We start from the raw sequence: 5,934 nt of genomic DNA on the forward strand, positions 1-5,934 counted from the left end.
GACAGACGAAGCAGATCAGGTCGACCTCGGCGCTGGGCTCGGTGAAGGGGAAGTACGACGGGCGGAAGCGCGTGGTGATGCCCTCGCCGAACATCTGGGTGGCGAAGTGGTCGAGGGTGCCCTTGAGGTGGGCCATGGAGATGCCCTCGTCGATCGCGAGCCCCTCGACCTGGTGGAAGACCGGGCTGTGGGTGGCGTCGTACTCGTCGGTGCGGAAGACCCGGCCGGGGCACACGACGTAGATCGGCGGCGTGCGCGTGAGCATGGTGCGCGCCTGGACAGGTGAGGTGTGGGTGCGCAGGACCATCGCGTTGTCGGACGGGTCGGTCCAGAACGTGTCCTGCATGGTGCGCGCCGGGTGGTCGGGACCGAGGTTGAGAGCGTCGAAGTTGAGCCACTCCGCCTCGAGGACGGGGCCCTCGGCGACCTCCCAGCCCATGGCGACGAAGATGTCGGCGATCAGCTCGGAGCCGGTGGTGATCGGGTGCCGCGCGCCGCTGGGCAGGCGGTCGGTCGGGAGCGTGACGTCGACGGTCTCCTCGACCAGCATCCGCTCCTCGTGCTCGGCCTCGAGCACCTCCTGGCGGGCGGCGAACGCCTGGTTGACCTTGCCGCGGGCCTGGCCGATGCGCTGGCCGGCGTCCTTGCGCGCCTGGGGCGGCAGCGCACCGATCTCGCGGTTGGCCAGGGCCAGCGGCGAGCGGTCACCAGCGTGGTCGGTCCGGGCCTGCTTGAGCGCCTCGAGGTCGCTCGCCTCGGCGATCGCCGCCAGGGCGGCGTCGCGGGCTGCCTCGACCTCTTCGGGCTGCAAGGTGCTGACCTCCACGGGGTCGTAGTCGGTATTGGGTCCTGACACGGAGCCAAGTCTAGGAAGACGTGGCCCCGGCCGCTCAGCGGGGACCGGTGCGGTCCTCGGCGGGCCAGGTCAGGACGAGGCGGGCACCACCTCCGGGGGCGTCGTCGATGACGACGGTGCCGCCGTGGGAGCGGACCAGGCCGTTGACGAGGTAGAGACCGAGGCCGGAGCCGCCCCGCACGCCGCCGCGCCAGAACTTGGTGAACACGCGCCGCCGCAGCTCCTCGGGAATGCCGGCGCCCTCGTCGTCGACGAGGAGGATCACCCCGGCGAACTCGGCGGTCGGGGGCAGGGGGGTCAGCGTCACGCGGACGGTGCCCTCGCCGTGGCGCACGCCGTTCTCGATCAGGTTGGTGACGACCTGGGTGAACTTGTCGGGGTCGACGCTGATCTCGGGCAGCTCACCGTCGACGACCAGCTCGACGGGGCGCGAGGTGCCCGCCTGGACCGAGTCGACGATGCGCTGCACCAGCACGGCCGCGTCGGAGGGCCGGGGGTAGAGCTGGAGCCGACCCGTGTCGATGCGGGCCACGTCGAGCAGCTCGGCGATCAACCGGCTCAGCCGGTCGGAGTCGGCGCTGACCGTGGTCAGCATCAGCTTCTTCTGGTCGTCGCTCAGCTTGTCCCAGCGGTTGAGGAGCGCCTGGACGAAGCCCTTCACCCCCGTCAGGGGCGAGCGGAGCTCGTGGGCGACGGTGGCGACGAGGTCGGAGCGCTCCCGGTCGAGACGGGCGCGGCCCCGGCCCGAGCGCAGGGTCACCGCCACGCGGGACACCGGGTCGCGCAGCGACTCACGGTGGAGACGGGCGGCCACGAGGACCTCGGTGCCGTCGGGCAGCAGCCACGGCTGCTCGGGGACGGCCGTGCGCGTCGCCAGCCCGTCGTACGGCGTGTTGCAGGCGTGCCACGCCTGGCCGTCCTGGTCCTGGAGGGCGAGGACCTCGCCCAGCGGGCGGCCGACCAGCTCGGTCGGCCTCGTCCCGAGCATCCGCCCGGCGACGCTGGACACGAGGACCACGACGCCGTCGGCACCGGCGACCACGACGCCGTCAGGCAGGGTGTCGGCCAGCTCCTGCGCGCTCTCGATGCTCCCGGTCACGGGTGCACCCTACGAGGCGCCCGGCCTCGTGCGGCCTGGCGCTGGGCATCACAGGCGGGTCACGATGAGGGTCGGGGGCGAACACCCCGCCGGATCCTGGCGTCGGTCTCTGCGACACCCGATCTCGAACGCCTCTCGGAGGAGACACCTTGCGTCCAGGAACCACGCGGGTCCTCGCGGCCCTGCTCACCGCCGCCGTCGTCGGCACGGGGATCGACGCGATGGCGATCGACTCGCCCCGGCGCGCGTCGTCGTACGCCGCCGAGACGGCGCCCGCGTCCTACCGCCACCTCAAGGCCCGGGTCTTCCGCGCCCCCGGTCTGGGGACGATCGCCGTCGGGGCACCCACGCCGCGCCGCGTGACGGTGCAGCGGCTCGACGAGGCCAGCGGCACCTGGTCCGAGCCGCGGCTGGTCTTCCTCGGCACCGACGGGGTGACCTGTGGCGACATCTCGGGGCGCGCCTCGGCCGGCGGCGTGGCGCTGCTGCTGGAGTGCGACTCGTCCTACTCGGAGGACCAGGCGCCCGCCGACAGCGTCGCGCTGATCACGCGCAACCTGCGCACGTGGAGCCGGCACGACCTGCCCGGCGAGTCGTACGGCGCCCCGGCGATCTCGCCGCAGGGGGCGTACGCCGCCTGGCCGGCCGCCGGGCTCGGCGACTTCGTCGAGTGGGGCCAGGACACCGGCTTCTCGGGGCTGCGGACCACGTCCTACGACGGCGACACCGGCGGCTCGACCCTGGTCGTCACCGACGACGGGACCGTGAGCGTGCTGGGACCCCAGAGCACTCCCGCGGGCTGCGTCGTCGGCGTGCACGAGCGGACGCTCGCGGGCGAGCGGCGCTCCTCGCAGGTCGAGGGTGTCGACCCCGGCTGCACCGAGGGGAGCCTGGTCAACCGCAACGCCCTCGAGGTCGTGGGGGGCGGCTCCGACCGCTCCTCGCGCTTCGTCGTCGGGCGGGCCGACACCTCCTCGCCGTGGGTGGTGCTGACCAGCCGCGCGCCGGCCTCCGCCCCCGGCCTGGTCGACGACCAGGGCTCGCCGCGGCGGGTCATCTACACCTCGTTCTCCGACGTGCCGGGCCAGCCGCTGGTCGCCTACGGCAGCCCCGACCGACAGCGGATCTTCACCCAGCGCTACGACGAGGACGCGCAGGAGTGGGGCGCCCGCACGCAGGTCTACGACCACGGCTTCCCGGCCTGCGCGGGCGAGGGCACCTTCGGGCAGCGCCGCAGCGCGGTCCACGCGATCACGCTGCACTGCTACCGCGCTCGGCGCCCGGGCGGCGACTACCCGCCGGCCACCGACGGCTACCAGACCGCGCCGCCGTTCCAGCTGCAGGCACTGCTCAGCGTCGACGGCGTGACCTGGCGCACCGTGGACCTGGCCGGGCGCCCCCTGGGCCGGTCCGCGGACCGCAGGCTGGTCGCCGCGCCAGGTCGCCGGTCGACCACGATCGTGTCTCCCGAGGGCTTCACGGTCCTGCCCGTGCGGGCAGCTTCGCGCTGCGGCTTCGTCCACCCCATCGGGCCCCAGCGGTTGCTGCGCCTGCACGGGTCGGTCGGCTCCGACTGGCCGCATCTGCTCCAGCGCTTCGAGGACGATCGCTGGCGCACCATCCAGCGAGTCCGGATGCCGAGCGAGGGCTACTGCACGCAGGTCCGCTCGATCGAGGACTTCTTCCCCACGAGCTATCTGCTCTCGGGCAAGGGCGGGCGCGTCGCGCTGCGCGTCGTACGCCGTGACGGTGCGTGGCGGGTGGTGCGGGTCGGCGGGTCCTGAGGAGGGCGGCTGCCTGAGGGCGCCCGCTCCACCCAGGGATGCAGGCGACACGCCACTTCCCACGGCGGGCACCCCGTGGGAGGTGGCGTGTCACCGTGGGAAGTCGCAGCGTGCGTCCTTCCGCTCGCTGCTCGAGCGTGGGGAGTGGCGGTTCATCGACATACCTTGATGAAGCGGACGCCACGTCCGCTCGCGGCGCCGCCTCAGCGAGCGCGCTGGGCGGTGGCGGAGGCGTAGAGGCAGAGCGCGGCGGCGGTGGAGAGGTTGAGGCTCTCGGCGCGGCCGTGGATCGGGATCGCCACCCGGTGGTCGGCGAGCGCCGCCAGCTCCGCCGGGAGTCCCCACGCCTCGTTGCCGAAGAGCCAGGCGGTGGGCTGGGTCAGCAGGTCGCCGGCCTCGTAGAGGTCGACGTCGCCCCCACCATCAGCAGCGAGCACGACGAGCCCGGCGGCCTTCGCGGCCCGCACGGCCGCTGCCGCATCAGGCTCGACGGCGAGCGGCAGGTGGAACAGGCTGCCGACGCTGGCGCGGACGGTCTTGGGGTTGTAGGGGTCGACCGAGCTGCCGGCCATGACGACGAGGTCGGCGCCGGCGGCGTCGGCGCTGCGGATGACCGTGCCGGCGTTGCCGGGGTCCCGCACGTCGGCGCACAGCGCCACCAACCGCGGGGCGGGGTCGAGCAGGTGCTCCAGCGGACGGTCGAGGAAGCGGCAGACCGCGACCACGCCGGCCGGGCTGACGCTGTCGCTCAGCGAGGCCAGCGCACGCTCGTCGACGAGGGTCCACACGGGAGCCGTGGCGACGAGGTCGGCGTGCTGGTCGGTGGCGGCGGGGGTCGCGAAGACCTCCACCACGCACCCGGGGCGCGAGAGAGCCCCCTCGACGGCCTTCGGGCCGTCGGCAAGGAACAGCCGCCGCTCGGAGCGGTCCGAGCGGCGGCTGAGCCTGCGCGTGTCCTTGACCCGGCTGTTCCCTGCGGTGAGGGGCGAGCCCGGGGTCGCGGGCTGCGCGTCGTGCGAGGTCAGGCGGACGCCTCGGCCTTGGGCGCGTTGACGTCCTCGGGCAGCGCGGCCTTCGCGGTCTCGACGAGCGCGTTGAACGTGGCGATGTCGTTGACAGCCAGGTCAGCCAGGATCTTGCGGTCGACCTCGACACCAGCGAGGTTGAGGCCCTGGATGAAGCGGTTGTAGGTCATGCCCTGCGCACGCGCGGCGGCGTTGATGCGCTGGATCCACAGCTTGCGGAAGTTGCCCTTGTTCTTGCGGCGGTCGTTGTAGCTGTAGACCAGGGAGTGGGTGACCTGCTCCTTGGCCTTGCGGTAGAGACGCGAGCGCTGGCCGCGGTAGCCCGCTGCGCGCTCGAGGGTGGTACGACGCTTCTTCTGGGCGTTCACTGCCCTCTTGACGCGTGCCATGGTGGTACTCCTTGATGCTCGTGCTCAGTGGTCAGAGTCCTGCTCGACCATCGAAATGGGGGTGGACGAGGGTCAGATGCCGAGCATCTTCTTGGCGCGCTTGGTGTCGGCCTTGGCGACCACCACCGTGCCGGTCAGGCGGCGCGTGACCTTGGAGGGCTTCTTCTCCAGGTTGTGGCGCTTGCCCGCCTTCTCGCGAAGGATCTTGCCGGTGCCCGTCACGCGGAAGCGCTTGCCGGCACCGGAGTGGCTCTTGTTCTTCGGCATCTCAATCTCTTTCTTGTCGGTCGTGGTCACGGCACGCGTGACCACCGATCGGCGGTCAGGACCGGCGCGGGGCCGGTCCGGGTCTCAGGCCTCGATCTCGGGATCGAGGTTCTCGGAGCGGCCGCGCTCCTTCTTCTGCGCGACCGGTCCTGCAGCGTGGGCGGCGTCGCGCTCGGCCTTCTCGGCGTCCACGACGGCAGCACGCTCGGCCATCTTGGTCTCCTTGTCGGCGAGCATGTCGACCTTGGCGTCGGCCTTCTTCTTGTGCGGGCCGAGCACCATGATCATGTTGCGGCCGTCCTGCTTGGGCGAGGACTCGACGAAGCCCAGCTCCGTGACGTCCTCGGCCAGGCGCTGCAGCAGCCGGAAGCCCAGCTCGGGGCGGTGCTGCTCGCGACCGCGGAACATGATCGTGATCTTGACCTTGTCGCCGGCCTTGAGGAAGCGGACGACGTGACCCTTCTTGGTCTCGTAGTCGTGCGCGTCGATCTTGGGACGAAGCTTCATCTCCTTG

At 72.2% G+C, this 5,934-nt stretch carries 7 protein-coding genes; 1 reads left to right on the forward strand and 6 read right to left on the reverse strand.

The genetic code is table 11. The annotated features are described in order from the left end of the window. Together RMN98_RS13560 and RMN98_RS13565 are read right to left on the reverse strand one after the other, a co-directional pair. Window positions 1-856 (reverse strand): phenylalanine--tRNA ligase subunit alpha (locus tag RMN98_RS13560; protein WP_309649349.1); only part of this gene is annotated, 856 nt, incomplete at its 3' end. A gap of 34 nt (window positions 857-890) precedes the next feature. Next, a complete protein-coding gene (locus RMN98_RS13565; RefSeq protein WP_309649350.1) occupies window positions 891-1,955 on the reverse strand; it encodes a HAMP domain-containing sensor histidine kinase in 1,065 nt (354 codons plus the stop codon). 149 nt (window positions 1,956-2,104) lie between these two features. Here RMN98_RS13565 and RMN98_RS13570 point away from each other — a divergent pair, with 149 nt between their 5' ends. Next, window positions 2,105-3,739, forward strand: coding sequence for a hypothetical protein (locus RMN98_RS13570; protein WP_309649351.1), 1,635 nt, complete (start codon window positions 2,105-2,107; stop codon window positions 3,737-3,739). A 203-nt stretch (window positions 3,740-3,942) separates the two neighbouring features. Here the strand turns inward: RMN98_RS13570 and RMN98_RS13575 are convergent, their stop codons facing one another. From RMN98_RS13575 to infC, 4 genes are all read right to left on the reverse strand, one after another. Continuing rightward, window positions 3,943-4,764, reverse strand: coding sequence for an RNA methyltransferase (locus tag RMN98_RS13575; protein WP_309649355.1), 822 nt, complete (start codon window positions 4,762-4,764; stop codon window positions 3,943-3,945). Beyond that, window positions 4,761-5,153 carry a 50S ribosomal protein L20 gene (rplT, locus tag RMN98_RS13580; protein ID WP_309649352.1) on the reverse strand — a complete coding sequence of 131 codons (393 nt, stop codon included), beginning with the start codon at window positions 5,151-5,153 and terminating at the stop codon, window positions 4,761-4,763. Before rplT ends, RMN98_RS13575 begins: the two co-directional genes overlap by 4 nt. Before the next feature lie 72 nt (window positions 5,154-5,225). Next, the gene (gene rpmI, locus RMN98_RS13585) at window positions 5,226-5,420 is read right to left on the reverse strand and encodes a 50S ribosomal protein L35 (protein WP_309649353.1); all 195 of its coding nucleotides are present in this window, start codon (window positions 5,418-5,420) and stop codon (window positions 5,226-5,228) included. A gap of 84 nt (window positions 5,421-5,504) precedes the next feature. Beyond that, window positions 5,505-5,934: translation initiation factor IF-3 (gene infC, locus RMN98_RS13590; RefSeq protein WP_309649354.1), on the reverse strand; the 430-nt coding region annotated here is incomplete at its 5' end.

Source organism: Nocardioides sp. (assembly GCF_031397825.1).
Lineage (GTDB): Bacteria > Actinomycetota > Actinomycetes > Propionibacteriales > Nocardioidaceae > Nocardioides.

Excerpts from the sequence above, each read along its gene's own strand:
- rplT (WP_309649352.1), bottom strand. The coding sequence starts at position 5,153 with ATGGCACGCGTCAAGAGGGCAGTGAACGCCCAGAAGAAGCGTCGTACC.
- rpmI (WP_309649353.1), bottom strand. The coding sequence starts at position 5,420 with ATGCCGAAGAACAAGAGCCACTCCGGTGCCGGCAAGCGCTTCCGCGTG.